Annotated in this window: 22 protein-coding genes; 9 read left to right on the top strand and 13 right to left on the bottom strand. The window is 54.8% G+C overall.

What is annotated here, in order from left to right:
• Positions 1–16 precede the first annotated feature (16 nt).
• The 3 genes from AC6I8V_RS12000 to pth all read right to left on the bottom strand — a co-directional run bounded on the left by AC6I8V_RS12000 (position 17) and on the right by pth (position 3,873).
• Positions 17–1,708: a DUF3472 domain-containing protein gene (locus AC6I8V_RS12000; protein WP_497842483.1), complete on the bottom strand. Its 1,692-nt coding sequence runs from the start codon at positions 1,706–1,708 to the stop codon at positions 17–19.
• Positions 1,709–2,081: 373 nt separating this feature from the next.
• Positions 2,082–3,173, bottom strand: coding sequence for a redox-regulated ATPase YchF (gene ychF / locus AC6I8V_RS11995; RefSeq protein ID WP_497842482.1), 1,092 nt, complete (start codon positions 3,171–3,173; stop codon positions 2,082–2,084).
• A gap of 112 nt (positions 3,174–3,285) precedes the next feature.
• Positions 3,286–3,873 carry an aminoacyl-tRNA hydrolase gene (gene pth, locus AC6I8V_RS11990; protein ID WP_497842481.1) on the bottom strand — a complete coding sequence of 196 codons (588 nt, stop codon included), beginning with the start codon at positions 3,871–3,873 and terminating at the stop codon, positions 3,286–3,288.
• A 264-nt stretch (positions 3,874–4,137) separates the two neighbouring features.
• Here pth and ychH point away from each other — a divergent pair, with 264 nt between their 5' ends.
• Positions 4,138–4,413: a stress-induced protein YchH gene (ychH, locus tag AC6I8V_RS11985; RefSeq protein WP_497842480.1), complete on the top strand. Its 276-nt coding sequence runs from the start codon at positions 4,138–4,140 to the stop codon at positions 4,411–4,413.
• 2 nt (positions 4,414–4,415) lie between these two features.
• Here ychH and AC6I8V_RS11980 read toward each other — a convergent pair whose 3' ends face one another.
• The 4 genes from AC6I8V_RS11980 to lolB all read right to left on the bottom strand — a co-directional run bounded on the left by AC6I8V_RS11980 (position 4,416) and on the right by lolB (position 8,375).
• Positions 4,416–5,585, bottom strand: a complete 1,170-nt coding sequence (locus AC6I8V_RS11980) for a GGDEF domain-containing protein (protein ID WP_497842479.1) — start codon at positions 5,583–5,585, stop codon at positions 4,416–4,418.
• Positions 5,586–5,811: 226 nt separating this feature from the next.
• Entirely contained in the window at positions 5,812–6,759 is a 948-nt protein-coding gene (prs, locus tag AC6I8V_RS11975) for a ribose-phosphate diphosphokinase (protein WP_006118899.1), read from the bottom strand.
• 138 nt (positions 6,760–6,897) lie between these two features.
• Positions 6,898–7,755 (bottom strand): 4-(cytidine 5'-diphospho)-2-C-methyl-D-erythritol kinase, encoded by an 858-nt coding sequence (gene ispE / locus AC6I8V_RS11970; protein WP_497842478.1) that lies wholly within the window; start codon positions 7,753–7,755, stop codon positions 6,898–6,900.
• Positions 7,752–8,375: a lipoprotein insertase outer membrane protein LolB gene (gene lolB / locus AC6I8V_RS11965; RefSeq protein WP_497845825.1), complete on the bottom strand. Its 624-nt coding sequence runs from the start codon at positions 8,373–8,375 to the stop codon at positions 7,752–7,754. Before lolB ends, ispE begins: the two co-directional genes overlap by 4 nt.
• A 217-nt stretch (positions 8,376–8,592) precedes the next feature.
• On the opposite strand from lolB, the gene hemA reads away from it, so the two are divergent.
• Genes hemA through kdsA form a run of 6 tightly spaced genes read left to right on the top strand, consistent with a single transcriptional unit; the run spans position 8,593 to position 13,895 of the window.
• Positions 8,593–9,849 (top strand): glutamyl-tRNA reductase, encoded by a 1,257-nt coding sequence (gene hemA / locus AC6I8V_RS11960; protein ID WP_497842477.1) that lies wholly within the window; start codon positions 8,593–8,595, stop codon positions 9,847–9,849.
• A 35-nt stretch (positions 9,850–9,884) separates the two neighbouring features.
• The gene (gene prfA, locus AC6I8V_RS11955) at positions 9,885–10,967 is read left to right on the top strand and encodes a peptide chain release factor 1 (RefSeq protein WP_497842476.1); all 1,083 of its coding nucleotides are present in this window, start codon (positions 9,885–9,887) and stop codon (positions 10,965–10,967) included.
• Positions 10,967–11,797, top strand: coding sequence for a peptide chain release factor N(5)-glutamine methyltransferase (gene prmC / locus AC6I8V_RS11950; protein ID WP_497842475.1), 831 nt, complete (start codon positions 10,967–10,969; stop codon positions 11,795–11,797). Before prfA ends, prmC begins: the two co-directional genes overlap by 1 nt.
• Positions 11,798–11,810: 13 nt before the next feature.
• Entirely contained in the window at positions 11,811–12,209 is a 399-nt protein-coding gene (locus AC6I8V_RS11945) for a SirB2 family protein (protein WP_497842474.1), read from the top strand.
• Positions 12,206–13,015, top strand: coding sequence for an invasion regulator SirB1 (sirB1, locus tag AC6I8V_RS11940; RefSeq protein ID WP_497842473.1), 810 nt, complete (start codon positions 12,206–12,208; stop codon positions 13,013–13,015). The genes AC6I8V_RS11945 and sirB1 overlap by 4 nt, the downstream gene beginning before the upstream one ends.
• Before the next feature lie 25 nt (positions 13,016–13,040).
• Positions 13,041–13,895, top strand: coding sequence for a 3-deoxy-8-phosphooctulonate synthase (gene kdsA / locus AC6I8V_RS11935; protein WP_497842472.1), 855 nt, complete (start codon positions 13,041–13,043; stop codon positions 13,893–13,895).
• 87 nt (positions 13,896–13,982) lie between these two features.
• Here kdsA and chaA read toward each other — a convergent pair whose 3' ends face one another.
• A complete protein-coding gene (gene chaA / locus AC6I8V_RS11930) occupies positions 13,983–15,074 on the bottom strand; it encodes a sodium-potassium/proton antiporter ChaA (RefSeq protein WP_497842471.1) in 1,092 nt (363 codons plus the stop codon).
• A 369-nt stretch (positions 15,075–15,443) separates the two neighbouring features.
• Between chaA and chaB the strand changes: the two genes are divergently transcribed.
• Together chaB and AC6I8V_RS11920 are read left to right on the top strand one after the other, a co-directional pair.
• Entirely contained in the window at positions 15,444–15,674 is a 231-nt protein-coding gene (gene chaB, locus AC6I8V_RS11925; protein ID WP_497842470.1) for a putative cation transport regulator ChaB, read from the top strand.
• Positions 15,675–15,917: 243 nt separating this feature from the next.
• The gene (locus AC6I8V_RS11920; protein WP_497842469.1) at positions 15,918–16,595 is read left to right on the top strand and encodes a gamma-glutamylcyclotransferase; all 678 of its coding nucleotides are present in this window, start codon (positions 15,918–15,920) and stop codon (positions 16,593–16,595) included.
• Here AC6I8V_RS11920 and AC6I8V_RS11915 read toward each other — a convergent pair.
• The 5 genes from AC6I8V_RS11915 to tagF form a co-directional block, all read right to left on the bottom strand.
• The gene (locus tag AC6I8V_RS11915; RefSeq protein WP_497842468.1) at positions 16,592–18,004 is read right to left on the bottom strand and encodes a serine/threonine protein kinase; all 1,413 of its coding nucleotides are present in this window, start codon (positions 18,002–18,004) and stop codon (positions 16,592–16,594) included. The genes AC6I8V_RS11920 and AC6I8V_RS11915 overlap by 4 nt on opposite strands.
• Positions 18,005–18,068: 64 nt before the next feature.
• Positions 18,069–19,019, bottom strand: coding sequence for a hypothetical protein (locus AC6I8V_RS11910; RefSeq protein WP_497842467.1), 951 nt, complete (start codon positions 19,017–19,019; stop codon positions 18,069–18,071).
• Between the two features lie 14 nt (positions 19,020–19,033).
• Positions 19,034–19,810 (bottom strand): PP2C family protein-serine/threonine phosphatase, encoded by a 777-nt coding sequence (locus tag AC6I8V_RS11905; protein WP_497842466.1) that lies wholly within the window; start codon positions 19,808–19,810, stop codon positions 19,034–19,036.
• Positions 19,807–20,928: a type VI secretion system-associated FHA domain protein TagH gene (gene tagH, locus AC6I8V_RS11900; protein ID WP_497842465.1), complete on the bottom strand. Its 1,122-nt coding sequence runs from the start codon at positions 20,926–20,928 to the stop codon at positions 19,807–19,809. Before tagH ends, AC6I8V_RS11905 begins: the two co-directional genes overlap by 4 nt.
• Before the next feature lie 35 nt (positions 20,929–20,963).
• The gene (gene tagF, locus AC6I8V_RS11895) at positions 20,964–21,662 is read right to left on the bottom strand and encodes a type VI secretion system-associated protein TagF (protein ID WP_497842464.1); all 699 of its coding nucleotides are present in this window, start codon (positions 21,660–21,662) and stop codon (positions 20,964–20,966) included.
• Positions 21,663–21,673: the final 11 nt, after the last annotated feature.

The following is a 21,673-nucleotide window of genomic DNA, read 5'->3' as shown; positions in this document are numbered from 1 at the left end:
TCTCCAGACCGGTGAATTACTGTTTGATAGACACCTCGACAATCAGATTGGCTCGCTCTTTTTTCCAGATCAGATTGCGAAATTGTGATCCTGCAATAACTTTGATGCTGTCGTCCGTCTCTTTCTCACCAATCCTAATCTGCTTCAGAATGCTGTTGAATTCTGTCGCAGCAAAGGGAGGCCACATGTAGCGATCCAGATGACCGTCCGGGATTTCGACGGTGTGTTCTTCCAGTAGCATACCGAGCTGGCTTTTCACTTTTATGGTGACGCTGCTGCCTGAAGCTAAATCAGCGGCTAATTTGTTACCAAAATCGTCCTGGTTAACCCACGGGTTTGCGGCCGCGCTGAAAATTTCCGCTCTGACGTTTAAATTCTCCGGGTTCTTTTTCCAGATGGCATTTCGATAAGATGAGGTTGGAATAATCGTAATGTCATTATTCTTATCTTTTTCACCGATTTTGATCTTTTTCAGAACCTTGTTGAATTCTGTGCCGGTATAGCCTGACCATTTCCAGCGATCGGTCTCACTGTCAGGCACCACGACGGTATAATCCTCCAGCAATTTCCCCGACTGATCTTCAACGCTAATCATGACTGAACTACCTGCGGCCAGACTACCCTCGTACAGTTCATCACTGTAAGGATCAACGTTAATCCACATGTCTTCAATGGTGGTAATAACTTTCAGATTCTCCAGCTGGTTTTTATAAATCTGATTTTCAAATGAGGAGCCGGATTTGACATTAATTTCCCCGGTGTTCTTATCTAACAGACCCAATTTAACTTTCTTCAGATTGTTGTTAAATAGTGCAGCGCTGTAAGCCGGCCAGGTCCATTTTCCGGTGTAGTCTTTGCCTACCGTCACCGTGTGTTTTTCTAATTCCTGATTTTTACTGTCGTAGACGCCGATAGTGATTAGACTGTCGGGGAGGAGTTCGCCATCAAACAGGCTGGAGCTGTATGCATCGGTGGTAACCATTCGCTGACCCACGGTGGTTTTTAAATCTTTACCGAGAAACTCATACTGATAACCAAATTTACCCACACACCTTCCATACTCTTTGGGACTGGATAGCGTACCTTGTTTATTGGTGGCGGTGACGTAAGGCGGAGAGACGGTTATCTGCGTCAGTGGCGTAATATAGCAACTGTCTACCTCCAGATAATGTTCGATCCAGCCGCTCTGGGTGGGACGCAGCGTCGCCATACCGGGCGGAAGCCGCCATGCGCCAATCTTCGTCTCAACACTGCTACCTTCTTCTTTGACGAAACCCTGCCAGACGTTCAAATCGCCAGTGCCACGACGGACTTCAAACAGATATTTTTTACCAACTTTAACCGGGTACATGGTCGAGCAGCTGACACCAGGGCCGCCATCAGCGCCCAGACGGCAGCGATCGCTATCCACGATTTCAGTTCCTGCAAAGAAAGAAGAGAAAACGACCATGTATTGATCGGCGGTGCGTGGCTGAAGTCCGATATAACCAGACTTAGTCCAGTCTGCGCCAGTAAATCCAAATTGCTGAGCATAGTAATAGCTGGCTTTTGCGGGTGCTTCATTAATAGTGAATGGAAAAGTTAAGCTGGTGATGTTTTGTTCGTTACCAACTGACCAATCCCATGATGCCATGCCGCCCGGCGTAATGGCCGCAGCATTACCAATTAAAGTGGCTCCCAGGGTAAAAGCTAATAAATGATGTTTCATACTTCTCCGGTGTAAAGTTTTAAATGTTTTGTAAGGTTTATTGGTGTTATTAAAAATAAATCACAATCCAGACGTAAATTAACCGCTTCTCGCGAAGATAAATTAACTTTCGTCGAAAGATAAACCATGAAATTAAATTCGCTATTAACGTATAACAAGGCGGCCAGGGAGAAAATAGAGAATGTTCTTTGCCAGGCAGCGAAAGCTCCCTGGAATGTATTTAATAAGTAAAGGCGGGTTGAAGATAATTGACAGAGATGATTTTCAGGGAGAAGGGAATAATTTTATTCTGCGGCAGAAAAGAAAAATCCACGCCGGGACGTGGATTTTTTAAACACAGCAAACAGGGATGAACCCTGTTGACGAAGATAAATCAGACGTTGAACAGGAAGTTCATTACATCGCCATCTTTGACAATGTACTCTTTACCTTCTGAACGCATTTTTCCGGCTTCTTTTGCACCCTGTTCGCCTTTGTAAGCAACAAAGTCATCAAACGCGATGGTCTGCGCACGGATAAAGCCTTTTTCGAAATCGGTGTGGATCTTACCGGCTGCCTGCGGTGCAGTTGCACCCACCGGGATGGTCCAGGCACGTACTTCTTTCACACCGGCGGTGAAGTAAGTTTGCAGGTTCAGCAGGGTGTAACCGGCGCGAATGACACGGTTCAGGCCCGGCTCTTCCAGACCCATTTCGGCCATAAATTCCGCGCGCTCATCATCTTCCAGCTCAGCAATATCCGATTCCACTGCGGCACACACTGGCACCACCACCGAACCTTCAGCTTCCGCGATGGCGCGAACCTGGTCGAGATAGGGGTTGTTTTCAAAACCGTCTTCGTTGACGTTAGCGATATACATGGTTGGCTTCAGCGTCAGGAAGCTGAGGTAGCGGATTGCCGCTTTCTCGTCAGCGTCCAGATCCAGCGAACGCAACATGCCGGCGTTTGACAGGTGCGGCAGGCATTTCTCCAGCGCAGCCAGTTCGGCTTTGGCATCTTTGTCGCCGCCTTTGGCTTTTTTCTGCACACGCTGAATGGCGCGTTCGCAGGTGTCGAGATCCGACAACGCCAGTTCGGTATTGATAACGTCAATGTCTTCCGCCGGGTTAACTTTGCCTGCAACGTGAATGATGTTTTCATTCTCGAAGCAGCGCACCACATGGCCGATAGCTTCGGTTTCGCGGATGTTGGTCAGGAATTTGTTGCCGAGGCCTTCACCTTTTGACGCACCTTCAACCAGACCGGCGATATCGACGAATTCCATGGTGGTTGGCACAACACGCTGTGGCTTAACGATATCGCTCAGTTGATCAAGGCGCGGATCGGGCATCGGCACCACACCGGTGTTTGGCTCGATGGTGCAGAACGGAAAGTTGGCTGCTTCGATACCCGCTTTGGTCAGCGCGTTGAACAGGGTGGATTTACCGACGTTCGGCAGGCCCACAATACCGCATTTAAATCCCATGGCTTGATTACCTTTCTCACTGAGGGTGCAGCGCTGGCTGGCAACGCTGACAGATTCAAAAAATTTCGCGCATTATACACAGAATTGCAGGTCTGCGGCGCGGGAATTGGCCTTAACCGGCTTTGAACGCGTGCAGACGGTTCATTGCCTTAATCTTGTCTTCTTTCAGCCACAGCTCGGTGCAGCGCACCGCTTCATCAATCGCGTCATCAATCAGTTTCTGTTCACTGGCGGGCGGTTTGCCCAGCACAAAGCCGGTCACTTTATTACGATCGCCCGGATGGCCAATGCCCACCCGTAAACGGTGAAAATTATTGTTGTTACCCAGTTTACTGATGATGTCTTTCAGGCCGTTATGGCCGCCATGGCCGCCGCCCTGTTTGAATTTCGCCACGCCCGGCGGCAGATCCAGCTCATCGTGCGCCACCAGAATCTCTTCCGGGGTGATGCGATAAAAGGTCGCCATCGCCGCCACCGCTTTGCCGCTCAGGTTCATAAACGTGGTGGGCACCAGCAGGCGCACATCTTCACCGGCAAGCGACAGTCGGGCGGTGTAACCGAAGAATTTGGGTTCGTCTTTCAGAGACTGATTGTTACGCTCCGCCAGCAGATCCACATACCAGGCGCCCGCGTTATGACGCGTAGCGGCATATTCGGCACCGGGATTCGCCAGTCCCACAATCAGTTTAATGCTGCTCACGATGATTATCCTGTCTCGCTTCAGAAAGGGCGTTAGTTTACTGCGTGGCTGGAGAGATGACAAAGGGCGCAGGCAGAGAATAATGACTTCCGGTGATTAATCATTTTCTATCGAAATCAATCAGCTAAGCGGTAAAGTTTTGTCAGAGTTTGTGAAGGATGTGTGATCCTGTACGCATCTTAACCGCTGGTCATTGCCTAAGCTTATGGCAGGTTAACGTTATGTGCTGTTTTTTGGCTTTGCTCATAAGGATGGAGGTGAACTATGAAACGTCATCACTCACGCTATATCGGTAACGGTTTGATGTGTCTGGGCTTACTCACAATGGTTCTCGGCGTCGGTTATTCAATCATCAACCAGATACCTTCGCTCAACCTGCCGCAGTTCCTTGCGCATGGTGCCATGTTCAGCATTTTCGTTGGGGCTTTACTGTGGCTGGTCGGTGCGCGCGTCAGCGGACGTGAAAAAGTAGAAGATCGCTACTTCTGGCTGCGTCACTACGGCGATAAACGTTGCCGCCGTAATACGCATCACTCATAACGCTATACCAGCGTGGCCTGATTAAAGGGCTGTAACTGCGTCAGATACTGTTCTGTGCGGTTACGGCCACTGGCCTTCGCGCGATACAACGCTTCATCGGCTAGCGCCATCAGGGCCGGAAAATGGTGGTCTTCCGCGCCGGATGTGGCGAAGCCAATGCTCACGGTATAACTGATCGCATCGGGTTGTGACAACTGCGTTGCCACGCGAATCCTTTCGCAGATGAGCTGCGCCTGCTCGCCATCGCCCGGCAGGATCGCGGCAAACTCCTCGCCGCCCAGACGGGCAAACTGGCCCCCAGCGGGCAACAACGAGAGTACGACCTGACAAAAATCAACTAACACCCGGTCTCCCTGCTGGTGCCCGTAGCGGTCATTGATGCTCTTAAAATGGTCGAGGTCAAACAGCACGGCGGTGAAAGGTTGATGCTGACGGGCACTTTTCGCCACTATCTTTTCCGCCTGTTCAAACAACGCGCGACGGTTCCAGACGCTGGTTAGCGGATCGCGCAAAGAAGCCAGTTTGTGGGCAATTTGCGTGCGCTCATTCACCATCGCCAGGATGGTAAAGGTCAGTCCGATGACAAACAGGATCGACTCGAGAATGACATATACCGAGAAACGGGTACCGCCAATCGCACCATGTACCGGCGAGGCGACCGCATCATCAAGAAAAATCCGGGCCACATGAAACAGCAGATGGATCCACAACAGAATCTGCGCGGGCCAGAAAGTCACCGTCAGTGCGGCGCGGGTATGCCACAGCAGACGTATCAGCGCGGCGGTGTAAATGATGCACAACAAACAAATCACCAGCACCCGTTTCGGCATACTGTAATAGAAGGCGGGGAAGAGGCATAAAATCGACCACAGCAAGGCACCCGCCAGCCAGCTCAGTCCGGTGGGTTTGTGGCAGAACACGCGGAAAGCATTGAGCAGATTGCCGTAGGCCAGCATCAGCATCACATTGCCCATCGCGACCGGCAGGAATTGCAACCCGGCGGCGCGCAGGCTGCTGAGAAACACCGTCACTAAGGTGAGCGTCAGGGTCAGAGTGGTGAAGCCCAGCACCCGATCGTACTGCGAGCCGATCCAGGCAAAGACCAGAATGATGCTTAAAAACCCCAGCACATAAAGCTCACAAACAAAAAGTGTGTAGATGTCGAGAGCCATAGTGGTCGGAGTTCTCAAAAAAAGTGTGGTGAAAAATACCACTATTCATTGGAGTGCTAAAGTGCGGATTTCAGTGTTGGCTGAAAAAAGTCATTGGCAGCGAGAATAGTGAATTTTAGCGAAATATATCGCGGAAATGGCTGTGGCAGAAGCGGCTTAATCGGTGAAAAAAGTTACGGCGAGGCGGAAAAAAGTAAAACCGGGCGCGAGGCCCGGTTCCGTTCGATTAATGTTCGAACATGGCAGAGATGGATTCTTCGTTGCTGATACGACGAATCGCTTCGGCCAGCATACCGGACAGCGTCAGGGTACGCACGTTCGGCAGGGATTTCATTTCTTCAGACAGCGGGATGGTGTCGCAAACGATAACCTGGTCGATCACCGATTTGCGCAGGTTTTCCACCGCGTTGCCAGAGAAAATGGGGTGCGTGGCGTAAGCGAATACACGCTTGGCGCCGCGCTCTTTCAGCGCTTCAGCCGCTTTGCACAGCGTACCGCCGGTGTCGATCATATCGTCGACCAGTACACAGTCACGGCCAGCGACGTCACCGATGATGTGCATCACCTGAGAAACGTTGGCGCGCGGGCGACGTTTATCGATGATAGCCATGTCGGTGTCGTTCAGCAGTTTGGCAATCGCACGGGCGCGAACCACACCACCAATATCCGGGGAAACCACAATCGGGTTTTCCAGACCAATCTGCAGCATATCTTCCAGCAGAATTGGGCTGCCAAACACGTTGTCTACCGGGACATCAAAGAAGCCCTGGATCTGCTCGGCGTGCAGGTCAACCGTAAGAACACGGTCAACACCGACGCTGGAGAGAAAGTCTGCGACTACTTTAGCGGTGATCGGCACACGCGCAGAACGCACGCGGCGGTCCTGACGGGCATAGCCAAAGTAGGGGATAACAGCAGTAATACGACCAGCAGAAGCCCGACGCAGCGCGTCGACCATCACAACCAGTTCCATCAGGTTATCGTTTGTGGGGGCACAGGTGGACTGGATGATGAAAATATCACCACCGCGTACATTTTCATTAATCTGTACACTCACTTCACCATCGCTGAATCGCCCGACAGCGGCGTCACCGAGGCTGGTGTAAAGGCGGTTGGCAATACGTTGTGCTAGTTCCGGGGTGGCGTTACCAGCAAATAGCTTCATATCAGGCACGAGAAGAACCTCAGGCTTTGCGTCCAGAAATGAACGACGCTGCGATAACCGGCGAATACCGCAAAACGTTGTTCAAACAGGTGTGTTGATGCGTCGCGTGCAGTGCCTGGAACAGGGGTGACACTGTCACGCATACGCTTAAATCCCGGAAAGGGTACGCTGCAACGGCGAGATATTAAGCCCGCGCGCCACAAATCCACATATCCATTTCGGGGCAAGCTCCAGCACCTGATTGGCCTCGGATTCGGTGTTAAATTCAGCAAACACGCAAGCTCCGGTCCCAGTCAGGCGCGACGGCGCGTATTCTAGCAGCCAGGAAACAAGGTCATCAACCTCGCGAAAACGTTTTCTTGCCACAGCCTCGCAATCATTGCGAAAAGGACGCTGCATAAGTTCATCAAGTGAGCGACTCGGTGAATCCCGCGTCAGTTCAGGATCGCCAAAGATAATCGGGGTGGCGATACTTACGCCAGGATGTGCCACCAGGTACCATTTTTCCGCCGGTTGCGCGGGCTGTATTTTTTCACCCACCCCTTCGGCGAAGGCGGCATGGCCCCGGACAAACACCGGAACATCCGCGCCAAGTCGTACGCCAATGGTCGCCAGCTCATCAACGCTGAGCCGGGTTTGCCACAAATGATTCAGCGCCACCAATACCGTCGCCGCATCTGACGAACCGCCACCCAGCCCCCCGCCCATCGGCAGACGCTTCTCCAGCGCAATCTGCGCACCTGCCTGCGCAGGCAGGGTGCCACGGGTTGTCGCCGCCTGCATCAGGGCGCGCGCGGCCCGGACAATCAGGTTTTCTTCATCCGGCACATCCGCCAGCGGGGTCAGCAGGGTGATGTTGCCACTGCTATCCGGGGTGATGGTTAAGGTGTCGCCATAATCCAGAAACTGAAACAGGGTTTGCAGATTATGATAGCCGTCAGAACGACGGCCGGTAATGTAGAGAAATAAATTCAGCTTCGCCGGCGCGGGCCAGGTGGTGATCATTGTACGGTCCAGCTATCCATCCGCAGTTTAATACGCTGACCGCCTTCGTTCAGCTCCAGATTGGCTGGCAGCGGCGGCGTTACTTTATTGTCGTAATCAGAGATAGTGACTTTCCACTGCTGTCCGTTACGGCTGTAGTTTACGCTTTGCAGCTGATACTGGTCATTCAGCTGGTAGTCGGTGGCATCGCCAGGCAGACCCATCATCCATTTGCGCAGGTTGCTGAGCGGGATATCCATGCCGGTCAGCTGCGAGATCATCTTCTCCGCATCGTTGCTGACGTAGCGTTTGCCTTTGTTATCGACGATTTGTACCACGGAACCTTGCGCATCGAGCTGCAATTCGGTGCTGCCCAGTGGGTTGGTCAGCAGCAGGCGGTAGCGGTCGGCGGCGGTTTGCTGCCAGTTAAAGCGAGCATACACTTTCTGTCGATCAGAAATGTAAGCGAAGGCGCCGCGAGTTTCATAATGGCTGACTTTCGTCACGGCCTGTTGGTGTTGTTGCCACTGTGGTGCGGTGGTGCTTGGACCCGGACCCTGCGGTTTATGCACGCTACAGGCAGCCAGCAGTACGCTGGCAAGGGGTAACAGGCGCAACAAATTGCGCGGGGGCATAGGCATCACGTGGTCATCTCCTCAGACACGTTTTTAATTCGTAACCAGTAACGCTAACCATCCGCATCTAAGCCGTCAATGCTGATGTACCGATTATTGCGCACGATCAGTTTAATCTTATTACAGTCATAGCCTTTGTATGGCTTTTCTTGATCTGTGGCATCTTGTAGAATGCCCCTCACAAAACCATGACAATAATTGGGATATCCCAACCCGAATCACCATGACGCTGCTCGCACTCGGAATCAACCATAAAACCGCACCTGTTGCACTGCGCGAACGTGTATCGTTCACGCCGGACACGCTGGATCAGGCACTTAGCAGCCTGCTGTCCCAGCCGATGGTGCAGAGTGGTGTGGTGCTTTCCACCTGCAATCGCACTGAACTTTACCTGAGCGTAGAGCAACAGGTGGATTTGCAGGAGAAGCTGGTGCGCTGGTTATGTGATTATCACCAGCTGCGGGAAGAAGATGTACGCAAAAGCCTCTACTGGCATCAGGACAACGCGGCCGTCAGCCATCTGATGCGCGTTGCCAGCGGACTGGATTCCCTGGTGCTGGGCGAACCGCAGATCCTCGGCCAGGTAAAAAAAGCCTTTGCCGACTCGCAACGCGGCCATGCGTTATCCAGTGAACTGGAGCGCATGTTCCAGAAAACCTTCTCTGTCGCGAAACGCGTGCGTACCGAAACCGAAATCGGTGCCAGCGCCGTTTCCGTGGCGTTTGCCGCCTGTTCGCTGGCGCGTCAAATCTTCGAATCACTCAGCACCGTCAATGTGTTGCTGGTGGGCGCGGGCGAAACCATCGAACTGGTGGCGCGTCATCTGCGTGAACATCATGTACAGAAACTGATGATCGCCAACCGCACGCGTGAGCGCGCGCAGTTGCTGGCGGATGAAGTGGGCGCAGAAGTCATTGGTCTGGCGGATATTGATTCACGCCTGGCCGATGCCGACATTATTATCTCCTCCACCGCCAGCCCGCTGCCGATTATTGGTAAAGGGATGGTGGAACGTGCCTTAAAAGCACGCCGCAACCAGCCTATGCTGCTGGTGGATATTGCGGTACCGCGTGACGTAGAGCCGGAAGTGGGTAAACTTGCCAACGCCTATTTGTATAGCGTGGATGACCTGCAGGCGATCATCGAGCAGAATATGGCGCAGCGCAAAGCGGCTGCCGTACAGGCCGAAAGTATCGTGGTGCAGGAAAGTGGCGAATTTATGGCCTGGCTGCGCGCGCAAAGCGCGGTCGAAAGCATTCGCGAGTACCGTACGCAGGCCGATGACGTGCGTGCAGAATTGCAGGAACGCGCTCTGGCCGCATTGCGTCAGGGTGCTGACGCGGAAAAAGTGTTGCAGGAACTGGCGCACAAACTGACCAACCGTTTAATTCACGCTCCAACCAAATCACTACAGCAGGCCGCGCGCGATGGCGACAGCGAACGCCTGCAGATCTTACGTGACAGCCTCGGTCTCGATTAGGCTGTCACGACCTTTTACGGGATACCCTCAATTACATGAAGACCTCTATTGTTGCCAAGCTGGAAGCGCTCCAGGAACGCCACGAAGAAGTGGAAGCGATGCTTGGCGATGCCGGCGTGATTGCCGATCAGGACCGTTTCCGCGCACTTTCGCGCGAATATGCGCAGTTGTCTGACGTCACCCGTTGTTTCCGCGAATGGCAGCAGGTACAGGAAGATGTTGAGACGGCAGAGATGCTGCTCGACGATCCTGAGATGCGTGATATGGCGCAGGAAGAACTGAAACTGTCGCGCGAAAAGCGCGAAGTGCTGGAGCAGCAGCTCCAGGTGTTGTTGCTGCCGAAAGACCCGGATGATGAGCGCTCCTGCTTTGTCGAAGTCCGTGCCGGTACCGGTGGCGATGAAGCCGCCATTTTTGCGGGCGACCTGTTCCGTATGTACAGCCGCTATGCCGAAGCGCGCCGCTGGCAGGTGGAAATCGTCAGCTGTAACGATGGCGAGCACGGCGGCTATAAAGAAGTCATCGCCCGCGTCAACGGCGAGGGCGCGTATGGTCGTCTGAAGTTCGAATCCGGTGGTCACCGCGTACAGCGTGTACCGGAAACTGAATCACAGGGGCGTATTCACACCTCCGCCTGTACCGTTGCCGTGATGCCGGAACTGCCGGAGGCCGAATTGCCGGATATCAACCCTGGCGACCTGAAAATTGACACCTTCCGCTCCTCAGGTGCCGGTGGTCAGCACGTTAACACCACCGATTCCGCCATCCGTATTACTCACCTGCCAACCGGCATCGTGGTTGAGTGTCAGGATGAGCGTTCACAGCATAAAAACAAAGCCAAAGCGCTGGCGGTGCTGGGTGCGCGCATCCATGCGGCTGAAATGGCCAAACGTCACGAAGCGGAAGCCTCCACCCGTCGTAACCTGCTGGGCAGCGGCGACCGTTCGGATCGTATTCGTACCTACAACTTCCCGCAGGGGCGTGTCACCGATCACCGCATCAACCTGACGATTTACCGTCTGGATGAAACCATGGAAGGCAAGCTGGACAGTCTGATTGAGCCGATTGTGCAGGAATATCAGGCCGATCAGCTGGCTGCGCTGGCTGGACAGGATTAATGGAGATTCGCCACTGGCTGAAGCACGCCGTCGCCACGCTGAGTGGCGGCGACAGTCCGAAGCGCGACGCGGAGATTTTGCTGGCGTTTGTCACCGGCAAATCCCGCAGCTGGCTGGTGGCCTTTGACGATGCACAGCTCGACGACGCTCAGCAACAGCAGTTGGACGCGCTGCTGGCGCGACGGGCAAAGGGTGAGCCGGTAGCCCATCTGGTGGGCGAACGTGAGTTCTGGTCGCTGCCGTTGCGCGTCAGCGATGCGACCCTAATCCCGCGCCCGGACACCGAAGTGCTGGTGGAGCAGGCGCTGGCCCATCTGCCTGCCACGCCGGCAACATTATTCGATTTAGGCACCGGCACCGGCGCCATCGCGCTGGCGCTGGCCAGTGAGCGGCCTGATTGTCAGGTGATCGGCAGCGATCGTATTGCCGCTGCCGTGGCGCTGGCGCAGGAAAATGCACAACGTCTGCATATCGCCAACGTGCAGTTTTTTCTCAGCCACTGGTTCGACGAACTTCCCCCGCAACGCGCAGACCTGATTGTCAGTAATCCACCTTATATTGACGCCACCGATGAACATTTGCAGCAGGGCGATGTACGCTTTGAACCGCTAAGCGCGCTGGTGGCCGACGATGCGGGTCTGGCGGATCTGCGAGCGATTATCAGCACCGCACCCGGCTGGCTGGTCTCTGGCGGCTGGCTGCTGCTGGAGCATGGCTGGCAGCAGGGCGAGGCGGTGCGCGCGTTGATGACGCAGCACGGTTATCAGGCGGTGCAAACAGTGGAGGATTACGGCGGTAATCCGCGCGTCACCCTTGGGCAATTTCTCTGATTAAGGAAGCAAGATGGTTACCTGGTATCCGCTGATTAAACAATTTCACCTGCTCACGGTGTTGATCACCATCAGCCTGTTTCTGGTGCGTTTTTACTGGTTATGCACCGGTTCCGCGCAGCTGAATCGCCGCTGGGTGCGCATTGCGCCGCACGTCAACGACACCTTTTTGCTGCTCAGCGGCGTGCTGTTGGTCATGATTACGCACTTTTACCCGTTCACACCACAAGGAAGCTGGCTGACGGAGAAGCTGTTAGGGGTTATTATCTACATCGCCTTAGGTTCCGTGGCATTAAGTCGTCGCCCGCGAAAGATGGGTACCCGCTGGATTGCCTGCCTGATCGCCGTCGTTGCGTTGCTGGTAGTGATTAAACTGGCGATGACCAAAATGCCGTTATTGGGGATAGTATGACCTCGCCAGAGCAACTTGATTACAGTCAGACACCGTTAAGTGAAGCGGTTATTGGTGCCACCTGCGCCATCCGCGATGATTTTTCTGCTCAATCCGTTGAGCAACAGTTGGCCGCGCTGGTTGATGAAGCGCGTGCCTATGTCAGCACGACACCGAATGCCGATCTGCAACTGGAGAAGCTGCTGGAGCTGTTCTATCGCCAGTGGGGTTTTGGCGGTGCCAGCGGCATTTACAATCTGTCGGATGCGTTATGGATTGATAAGGTGCTGAAAAGCCGCCAGGGGACCGCCGTGTCGCTTGGCGTGATCCTGCTGCATATCGCTGAAGAACTGGAATTGCCGCTGATGCCGGTGATTTTCCCGACACAGCTGATCCTGCGCGCCGACTGGCTGGATGGCGAAATGTGGCTGATCAACCCGTTCAACGGCGAAACCCTGGATACCCATACGCTGGAAGTGTGGCTGAAGGGCAATATCAGTCCGACCGCCAAGCTCTATCAGGACGATCTCGATCAGGCGAAAACCGTCAGCGTGATGCGCAAAATGCTCGATACGCTGAAAGCGGCGCTGATGGACGAGAAGAAGATGGAACTGGCGCTGAATGTCAGCCAGGTGCTGTTGCAAATCGATCCGGATGATCCCTATGAAATCCGCGACCGTGGTTTAATTTACGCTCAGCTGGAGTGCGAACATATCGCGCTTAACGATCTTACTTACTTCGTTGAACAGTGTCCGGAAGACCCGGTGAGCGAAATGATTAAAGTGCAGATCCACGCAATTGAACAAAAACAGGTCACGCTGCACTAAGCGTACCTCTGAAAAAGGAAAGGGCATGACACAGAAAGTAGTAAGTATTGGCGATATCAAGGTCGCAAACGATCTGCCATTTGTTCTCTTCGGCGGCATGAACGTGCTGGAGTCCCGCGACCTCGCCATGCGCATCTGCGAACATTACGTAACCGTTACCGACAAACTCGGTATCCCTTACGTATTCAAGGCGTCCTTTGATAAAGCTAACCGTTCTTCAATTCGCTCTTACCGTGGCCCAGGCCTGGAAGAGGGCATGAAGATTTTCCAGGAGCTGAAGCAGGCTTTTGGCGTAAAAATCATTACCGATGTGCACACCCCGGAGCAGGCGCAGCCGGTTGCGGATGTGGTTGACGTGATTCAGCTGCCGGCGTTCCTCGCACGTCAGACTGACCTGGTTGAAGCGATGGCGAAAACCGGCGCGGTGATCAACGTGAAGAAGCCGCAGTTCGTCAGCCCTGGTCAGATGGGCAACATCGTGGAAAAATTTGCTGAAGGCGGCAACGATCAGGTGATCCTGTGTGACCGTGGCAGCAACTTCGGTTATGACAACCTGGTTGTGGATATGCTGGGCTTCAACGTGATGAAAAACGTCACCAACAACAGCCCGGTGATTTTTGACGTGACCCATGCGCTGCAAACCCGTGACCCGTTTGGTGCGGCCTCCGGCGGACGTCGTGCTCAGGTTGCAGAACTGGCGCGCGCCGGTATGGCGGTAGGTATCGCCGGTTTGTTTATCGAAGCGCACCCGGAGCCGAACAGCGCCAAGTGTGATGGTCCTTCAGCGCTGCCGCTCGACAAGCTGGAACCGTTCCTGGTGCAGATGAAAGCGATTGATGATCTGGTAAAAAGCTTCCCGGCGCTGGATACCAGCAATTAATTTGCTGAGGGATAAAAAAAAGCGCCGTAAGGCGCTTTTTTATTGCCTGGTCGGTATGAGTACCGACCAGGCGAATAACGCAGGGATTTACAACATAATCGTCATCAGATACCCGACAAACAGCGCCAGGTGCGCCGCGCCGTTGAGCACATTGGTGCGCCCGGTGGAAAACGAAATATGGCACAGAATCAGCACTGCGCTCATCATCAGCATATGCGGTGGTTCCAGACCGAAGACCAGTTGCTGACCGGTGAGGGTGGCGATAATCGTCACCGCAGGCACCGTCAGCGAGATGGTCGCCAGCACCGAGCCGAAAAACAGGTTCATCGCACGTTGCACCTGATTCATCAGCACCGCCTTAATCGCCCCCAGACCTTCCGGTGACAGAATCAGCAACGCCACAAGGAAACCGGTGAACTGCTGCGGCGCATTCAACTCAGTGAGCAAACTCTCCAGCGTGGTGGCATTCATTTTGGTCACGCTGATCACCGCAATCAGATGCACAAGCAGCCAGGCGGTGTGCCACAAAGAACTGTGCGCCGACGGTTTGCCATGATGCGGATCGCCATCATCGCTCTCATCTTCATGCTCATAAACAAACAGGCTTTGGTGCGTTTTGGTCTGAATCAGCAGGAATACGCCATACATCGCAGCAGAAATCGCCGCAATCAGCAGCGCCTGAGCGGTAGAGAAGTTGCCGCCGGGTAACGCGTTAGGAAACACCAGCACCAGTATCGCCAGCGGGAAAATGGCGATCAGATACTGCTTCACCCCGGCCAGATTGAGGTATTGGGTAGCGAACTTGCGACCGCCCAGCAGCAGCGCAAACCCCACCAGACCTGAGGTGACAATCATAATGATTGAGTAAAGCGTGTCGCGCATCAGGGCGGGTGCGGCATCGCCGGTGGCCATCAGCGCTGAAATCAGACTGACTTCCAGAATCACCACCGACAGGCTGAGTATCAGCGAACCGTAGGGTTCACCCAGACGATGCGCCAGCACGTCCGCATGACGCACCACGCTGAACGCACTGCTCAGGATGGCGACCAGCGCCAGCAGGTTGATGCCAATGATGGGCAGCAGGCCGGTTTGTCCACCCAAAAAACTCAGAACTGCCAACGCGGCAATCGGGAAAATCAGGGAATACTCAGTATGTCGGGTCTTCTCTTGTGTAGCCATTCACCATCCTCTCCGGCAATAAGAACAAAATCAGGCCATCAGTGCCTGATAAATATAATGACTTATACAGCGACGCGCAGTGTAACTTTTCATCACTCCTGCTGCTGCATCTTTACGGGATTTTACTTTATGACGATTTCAATTAAATTTCAGTGAATTTGTGGGTTATCTGAATTCTATGGCTATTTTTCATTGGCTTAAGGGTTCGTATTTATCAGTTAAATTTGCTGATAATCGCCATTTTTAGCTGGATATCTTAGTAATAATTCATGTTGAGATGGGTTTTCAGTATTAACCTGTCAAAAGTAGGTGTTTGCGTTTTTGTTCATCTGTTCCAGACTTATTACGTGTTTCAGAAAGGGAGGAACTATGCCTTATTCATCAACACGAGAACTGCCTGACAGCGTGCGTCACGTATTGCCCGCCCATGCGCAGGCCATCTACCAGAAGGCGTTCAACAGCGCCTGGGATCAGTACCGCGATAAAGAAGATCGTCGCGATGATGATTCGCGTGAAGAAGTGGCACACAAAGTGGCCTGGGCGGCAGTCAAAAAAGAGTACCAGAAGGGCGACGACGATAAGTGGCACCTCAAGCATTAATCTGTTCTGCGCGGGTCATTCTGACCCGCTTCACTGTTTTCATCTCTTCTGCTCAAGTTTCATGCCAGGCCGCCGATGCTATTTTCAGGTAATTTACCCTTTGTGATCGGCATCAACCTTGAAAAAATTGTGACAAATGGATTAATGTCTTCATTAAAGGCGGCAAATTGCCTGCTACAGGCCATGTCATCAGTTCCAGAGGAGCCAAACCGACAGGATGTCAGGGTAGTTGAGGAGGTCGCATTGCTAACCCGGGAATTTTTATTAAAAGCGGATTGTAAAACATCATTTGGTGATATTGAGGATGCGCTGCTGTGGAGCTGTGAACAGCGTGCTGCTTCGCTTGCTGCGACGCTCGCCTGTCGCCCTGACCAAAGTCCGGTATGGATTTTCGGCTACGGCTCGCTGATGTGGAACCCGGTGTTTGAAGCGGAAGAAGTGGCCTCAGGGTATCTTGAGGGCTGGCACCGTGCTTTCTGTCTGCGTCTGGTTGCCGGGCGCGGTACCGCATCGCATCCGGGGCGGATGCTGGCATTGAAAGAGGGCGGGACCACCAGCGGGCTGGCGTTTCGTCTGCCGGAAGCGCGCCTGCATGAAGAGCTGGAACTGCTGTGGAAGCGTGAGATGATCACCGGCTGCTATCTGCCCACCTGGTGTGAGCTGAAGCTGGACGATGGTCGCAGCGTGTCGGCGCTGGTGTTTATTATGGACCCGCGTCATCCGCTGTTTGAAGCGGACTCCTGCCCCGGCACCATCGCCCCGCTGATTGCCCAGGCCAGCGGACCGCTCGGCACCAACGCGCAATATCTTTTCTCGCTGGAGCAGGAACTGGCCAGACGCGGTATGCAGGAAGAGGGCCTCACCGTGCTTGCCCGTGAGGTCAGGGCGCTGCAACAAAGCACAGCGCGCCTGTCGTCTTAATTTCCGGGATTAATCAGCCAGGTGCCAGGTTTATCAATGGTCAGTGACTGACTGTGAACCTGGCTGCCATTATGAACCTCAATGCGATACTGACCCGCCGCCAGATTTAGCGAGGCATAGCCGCTGCTGGCGGGTTTCACGTCCTGCGCTTTACCATTCAGCACGATATTTTCCCCGCTCTGCAAACGCAGGTAAATGGTGGCCAGCATCGGCGTGCTGGTGGCCGGTTTACTGGCTTCCGCCGACGCCGGAGTCGCTGACGCGACCACCGGCGTCTCGGTATTACGGTGATTGACCTTCCACACCGCGACGATCACCGCCAGCACGGCGACCGCAGCCACCGCCAGCAGGCCCGGCGATAAACGGCGTACGTTGCGCGACGTGACCGGCTCGATGGCAGCTGCCGCATGGTTGACCGCCATCACCTGCGGTTCGGGCGCTACAACGGGCGCTTCCACCTCCATTGGCGTCTCGCTGACGACCGGGAAACTGGTCATCAGTGCTTCCACATCGCTTACCGGCAAATCGATCAGGCAGGCAAATGCATCAATGGATTGCGGCCGGTCAGCAGGCTTCATCGCCAGCGCGCAGTCAATGGCATGAAGCAGCGGCAGCGAGAAACCTTCAGGTTTGCGTTCAACCAGCGGCTGGAAATTATCTTCGATGCAGCGCACCACCGACACCGGCGGCGCATGGCCGGTAATCAGGCTGTGCAGCACCGCGCCAAGCGCATAGATGTCGGTCCAGGGGCCCTGTTCGCCTTCGCCTTCTTCGCTGTATTGCTCGATCGGGGCGAAGCCAGGTTTCAGCATGATTTCGGTTTCATCGGAGAGGTTGCCAATCTCTTTGCGTGCGGAGCCGAAATCAAGCAGCACCGGCAACTGATTTTCCTGAATCTGGATATTATCCAGCGAGATATCGCGATGCAGATAACCCGCCTGATGGATGGTATTGATGGCACCAAACAGGGGCGGCAGCAGACGGCGGATCCACGCCTCGTTGATATTTTCCGGGCTGGTCATCTGCCACTCTTTCAGCGTCATGCCACTGTAGTAGAGCGTGCCCATATAGGCGGTGCCGTTCTCTTCCCAGAAGCGCAGCACATGCAGCAGGCCAGGATGGTTAAAGCGCGCCAGCAGGCGGGCCTCCTGAATAAAGCTATTACGCCCGGCGTTGAACAGTTTCTGGAAACGTTCGCCGCGCAGCTCCAGCGACAGGTCGGCAGCACGCACCGCCAGCGACACCGGCATATACTCTTTGATGGCGATGGTGCGTTCCAGCTGATGATCCCAGGCACGATAGACAATGCCAAAGCCGCCGCCGCCAATCACTTCCTTGATTTCGAACTCATTGAACCGGTAGCCCGCGGGCAGGGCGTTGGGTACCTTTTGGTTTTCGTTTGCCGACATAGTGAACTCTCTGAACACGTCCTGTAGCGCCCCGTCATTGGATCACAGGGGCGACGACCGCTAATTAATTAATGTTACGCCAGGCACCGATAGCCGGATCGGCGAGATCCGCATGCAGGGTGTCAATCAGTAACACAGTCACTTTTTGCTGTGGCATAAACTGTGGCGACCAAACGCCACGTAAGGTTTCAACCCGCTTTTTAACGGCATCGTTATCCTGTCCAGCGGTCTTGTCCATCTTGATCAGCAGCGTGCCGGTGAAGTGCCAGACGTGTTGCTGCGCGTCAAATGGCAGCACCAGCCAGCTATCTTCAGCATCCGGGCGCGTCACGATCATGCGCTGGTTATTCACCGCCACCACGTTCAGCGCAGGGCCGCTCAGATTAAGGTTGGCGATGGGATACCCCTGGTAAAAATTCACCGGCAACGAACTTGTCTGGCCGCCGCTCATCAATTTCAGTTCACTGGCGCCTTCCAGCCAGCCTTCCGTCGAGCAATGCTGCTGCGGATTATCGGGGATAAACAGCGACTGGCCTTTATCATCCCACCAGGTACGGAAGTGGCAGCCGCCAGGCAGGGCAAAATGCTGGAGCGGCGTGCTATCGGCTGGACGCGATAAATCGAGCGGCGCGGCAGTCGCGCTGCTGGCGCTGGCCGTGGCATCGTTGAGCACAATCGGTCGCCAGTTTTGCACTTTGGTAGCGCTGCCGTTCGCCAGTACGCTGCCCTCTTTGTTGGTCATCTGCCACGGGATCACATCCAGCGTGCCGCACTGATTCGCCAGCAGCGTACCCACGCGCGGCAGAAAGCTGGTCAGCACGCCGGAATCGGTGCTTTTGCCGGAGACAATGCGCAGCGGCAGCGTCTCTTTACACCAGTCATTCGGCGCATTACTTGCCACGTCATCGATATACACTTCCAGCGAGAGGCTCGGCGAATAGACCACCCGATAATCTTCAGCCTGTGCATTCAGGGCCAGCAGCAGGGTCGCTAAGCCCGGCAACCAAAATTTCATATGAATCCTTGGGATCAATAACGTGACGGCAGAAAACGTGCCGCATCAGCCTGGGAATAAAGCAGCGTTGCTTCCTGCGGTTCGCCAATCCAGATGGCCAGAGCACTGAGATTGTCGCTTTTCACGCTGCGGTTAACGGCTTGTTCCATCAATGCCAGCCACTCTTCGCAGGCATTCACCATGCGCAGTGCCTGTTCCATTTCGTTGGTGGTCAGATTGAGCCAGAATCCATCGGTACAGACAAGGAACGCGTCACCATCCTCCAGCGCAATCACATCGCTAAAAGTGGCCGGACGCGCCGGTTCAACACCGAGCGCATTATAGAGTAAATTACTGTTAATGCCGGTATTTTCATAGCCAGCTTCACGTAATTGCTGGGCCAGGCTGTGGTCACGCGTTACCTGACTCAGCACGCCATGACGGAAGTGATAAACCCTGCTGTCACCTGCGTGCGCCCACCAGGCCAGCTGTTTTTCCCGGTCGATAAACAGGGCTGCCAGCGTGGTGCTCATGCGGGAAAAATTCGGATTCTTTCCCTGCGCCTCCAGCAGCACCTGCTGGCAATGCTCAATCGCCGCATGGGTCACTTCCGGATTGAAGGCTTCGTTGTGTTGTATGGCCTGCAACAGGGTGTCACGCACCAGCTGCGCCGCCAGGTCGCCCCCCGGTAAGCCAGCAACGCCATCGCAGACTAAAAAACAGGCTTTGCGGTCGTCCAGCTTTGCGCCGGTGCGATCCTGATTTTCATCGCGCATACCTTGCTGGCAGCGGCTGGCAAACATCATCTTCATGCGTCTTCGGTCCGCGTCTGCGAGTCTTTATATTGGTTGACTTCCATATCGTAGGCGTGGAGAAACGCTTCGCCGAACAGCGTATGAAAATCGTCCTCGATCTCACCGGCGGTGCGTTGATAATGGCGGGAAAAGTGATCCCACAGGGCCGCTTTCCGGCTGCTGGCGAACGGCATTTTCGGTATCACGCCATCCTGGCGCGCCTGATCTTCCAGCCGCTGCGGGTTGAACGATTGCAGCATCGCCGCAATGATGGCGCGGATACCGGCAATCATCCCCAGTTGGTGCGCTTGTAAATCCACCAGCGCATCCCGGACTGCCGCTTCCGGCGGCATAAAGCCCGGCATCTGGCTCTGGTACATCTGCATCAATACGGTTTTGCCGGACGGCAGGATTTTAAACGGGTTATTGGCCTCGTTGAGGATCATCGTCATATCGGCTTTGACGCCGCGTTTCAGAATCGAGCGTGAGGAGAGCAGCGCTACCGTGCCTTGCGAGAACAGGCTCAGCATCCGGCCGGTGATACGCATTTGTTCCTCGTTCATCGGCGTCTGATGACCATTGTTCAGCCCCATGCCGTCAAGCAGCGCGGCAATCAGCTTGTCCTGACCGACTTCGGGCAACACCGCGGGCAGGGCAGAAGAATCGCCCTGCGGATCGATAGCCAGACGGGCATCGTTATGACGTTCGTGACGTGACGGCGCCGGTTCTGGCATCACCTCGGCAACCATGCTGTCCAGCATACCGAGCGGGTCGTTCTCACTGGCGGCAAAGAAGGCCAGCGGATCGTCTTTCTGCGCCTGAGTGCGCGCCGGATCGCGCACTTCCAGCCCATAATCACCAATTTTCAGCGCATCACCGTGTTGCAGTTGCACCTGCGCACCGCGCTGCAAAGCGACGCCATTGAGCACCACCGAGGTGACGCTGCCCTGATTAGTCAGACGGCAGTCGCCATCCGGTGACAGATGTACCAGTGCCTGCAGGCGCGAAATGGCGCGCGATTCATCCGGCAGCACCAGATCGTTATCCTGGCTGCGGCCGATGGTGCCGCCGGGTGGCTTAAAGGCCACCGTTTTTGCGGGCACATCCGTATTGCACTGCACAATGGTAAATTCCATGAGTCTTCCCGTTTTCAGAGGGCAAGCGTCCCGGTCTATTCGAACATGGGCGGATAGAGACCGTTACGTCCCGGCTGCGCACCCGACGCCGGGTTAAACAATAATGAAAAAAGTTGCGCGGTGAGTGGGCCACTATGTTTATGGGTGGCATGAGCAAAACCGTCACTGCGATTACTCCACCAGTAGCTCATGTGCTGCTGGGGATCAAAACGATCCGCCACTTCACGCCAGCTCAGCGTGCAGGGCAAATCGGCAAAACCAATCACGTCCATGATGTCCGAGCGGCGTTTTTCCGGCACCAGCAACGGTGAGATCTGCCGGATTGCCTCCTCCAGCTCGTCTGCGGTCTGCGCCTCACGCACCGCACGCAATAGCGTCACACCCAGTTCCTGAAACCAGTCGCCGGAAATCGCCAGCTGCGATGCGTGCCACTGGCTCAGCGGAAAGCTGCGCAGCGCCAGCAACGGCCAGGCGCGGCCAACGCGATCGCACGATGGCAGCAGGCAACCCATCTGCACCTGCTGACGCACCGGCGAAATCGGTAAGACGAAGTTCCACACCGGCGCGGACAAAAAATGCTGGGTGCTGGCATTCTCCTGCTGATGCCAGTGCAGCAACCCCTGTTGAAACCAGTGGCTCCAGGGCGTCACGCTATTCTCACTGAGACGCTGGCGCAGGAAATCACCGGTGGTCGGCAACTTGCCGTACCAGCCGGGGGCGGTATGTGTCGCCATCGTTACCTCAC

The organism is Pantoea sp. X-Soil-TKNS-1207, assembly GCF_059730485.1.
Note: the sequence above shows the minus strand (reverse complement) of the source record. Positions and strands in the feature narration are given on the sequence as shown.

Excerpts from the sequence above, each read along its gene's own strand:
- lolB (WP_497845825.1), bottom strand. The coding sequence starts at position 8,375 with ATGCCTATGCCCCCGCGCAATTTGTTGCGCCTGTTACCCCTTGCCAGC.
- tagF (WP_497842464.1), bottom strand. The coding sequence starts at position 21,662 with ATGGCGACACATACCGCCCCCGGCTGGTACGGCAAGTTGCCGACCACC.
- AC6I8V_RS11980 (WP_497842479.1), bottom strand. The coding sequence starts at position 5,585 with ATGGCTCTCGACATCTACACACTTTTTGTTTGTGAGCTTTATGTGCTG.
- kdsA (WP_497842472.1), top strand. The coding sequence starts at position 13,041 with ATGACACAGAAAGTAGTAAGTATTGGCGATATCAAGGTCGCAAACGAT.
- tagH (WP_497842465.1), bottom strand. The coding sequence starts at position 20,928 with ATGGAATTTACCATTGTGCAGTGCAATACGGATGTGCCCGCAAAAACG.
- prfA (WP_497842476.1), top strand. The coding sequence starts at position 9,885 with ATGAAGACCTCTATTGTTGCCAAGCTGGAAGCGCTCCAGGAACGCCAC.
- hemA (WP_497842477.1), top strand. The coding sequence starts at position 8,593 with ATGACGCTGCTCGCACTCGGAATCAACCATAAAACCGCACCTGTTGCA.
- chaB (WP_497842470.1), top strand. The coding sequence starts at position 15,444 with ATGCCTTATTCATCAACACGAGAACTGCCTGACAGCGTGCGTCACGTA.
- chaA (WP_497842471.1), bottom strand. The coding sequence starts at position 15,074 with ATGGCTACACAAGAGAAGACCCGACATACTGAGTATTCCCTGATTTTC.
- sirB1 (WP_497842473.1), top strand. The coding sequence starts at position 12,206 with ATGACCTCGCCAGAGCAACTTGATTACAGTCAGACACCGTTAAGTGAA.
- ychF (WP_497842482.1), bottom strand. The coding sequence starts at position 3,173 with ATGGGATTTAAATGCGGTATTGTGGGCCTGCCGAACGTCGGTAAATCC.
- ychH (WP_497842480.1), top strand. The coding sequence starts at position 4,138 with ATGAAACGTCATCACTCACGCTATATCGGTAACGGTTTGATGTGTCTG.
- ispE (WP_497842478.1), bottom strand. The coding sequence starts at position 7,755 with ATGATCACCACCTGGCCCGCGCCGGCGAAGCTGAATTTATTTCTCTAC.
- prmC (WP_497842475.1), top strand. The coding sequence starts at position 10,967 with ATGGAGATTCGCCACTGGCTGAAGCACGCCGTCGCCACGCTGAGTGGC.
- AC6I8V_RS11905 (WP_497842466.1), bottom strand. The coding sequence starts at position 19,810 with ATGAAGATGATGTTTGCCAGCCGCTGCCAGCAAGGTATGCGCGATGAA.
- AC6I8V_RS11910 (WP_497842467.1), bottom strand. The coding sequence starts at position 19,019 with ATGAAATTTTGGTTGCCGGGCTTAGCGACCCTGCTGCTGGCCCTGAAT.
- AC6I8V_RS12000 (WP_497842483.1), bottom strand. The coding sequence starts at position 1,708 with ATGAAACATCATTTATTAGCTTTTACCCTGGGAGCCACTTTAATTGGT.
- AC6I8V_RS11945 (WP_497842474.1), top strand. The coding sequence starts at position 11,811 with ATGGTTACCTGGTATCCGCTGATTAAACAATTTCACCTGCTCACGGTG.
- AC6I8V_RS11915 (WP_497842468.1), bottom strand. The coding sequence starts at position 18,004 with ATGTCGGCAAACGAAAACCAAAAGGTACCCAACGCCCTGCCCGCGGGC.